General features: G+C 52.9%; 1 protein-coding gene. It reads right to left on the bottom strand.

What is annotated here, in order from left to right:
• Window positions 1–128: 128 nt before the first annotated feature.
• Window positions 129–410 (bottom strand): transporter substrate-binding domain-containing protein (locus F2P45_RS35875; RefSeq protein WP_223164930.1); only part of this gene is annotated, 282 nt, incomplete at its 5' end.

Below are 410 nucleotides of genomic sequence, written 5' to 3'. Positions count from 1 at the left end.
ATTCATGATATTCCTTTGGTATGTAATGAAAAATGGACGAGACGGCTTCTCTCTCAGACCTTTGCTGGCGTAGATACAGCGCAACTTATCATCGGATTCAAGTGTTAAGGAGGCTCCCCCCAAGCAGATCATTTAGAGCTCGGCAGGTAGCTATGTTTGTGCAAAATTCGCGCCAGCGTTCCGTCTACTCGTACCGCTTCAAATGCATCGCGCCAGCGGCTCGCCTCAGCAGGAGGCGTCTCCAGTGACGCTGCTAACCAGACTACATAATTCTCCAACACAAGACCTTCTCGTAAATCGCCGCGGGGAATCCCGACATGGGCGGCGGCTTCTAATGCGCCGTTCCGTCCACCCAGCCAGGCATCGATCCGTCCTGACATAAGCTTCCGAACGTTTGTCTCTTCATCGCG

The sequence above is a fragment of the Massilia mucilaginosa genome (assembly GCF_011682145.1).
GTDB lineage: Bacteria > Pseudomonadota > Gammaproteobacteria > Burkholderiales > Burkholderiaceae_D > Telluria_A > Telluria_A mucilaginosa.
This window is presented reverse-complemented; position numbering and strand designations above follow the sequence as displayed.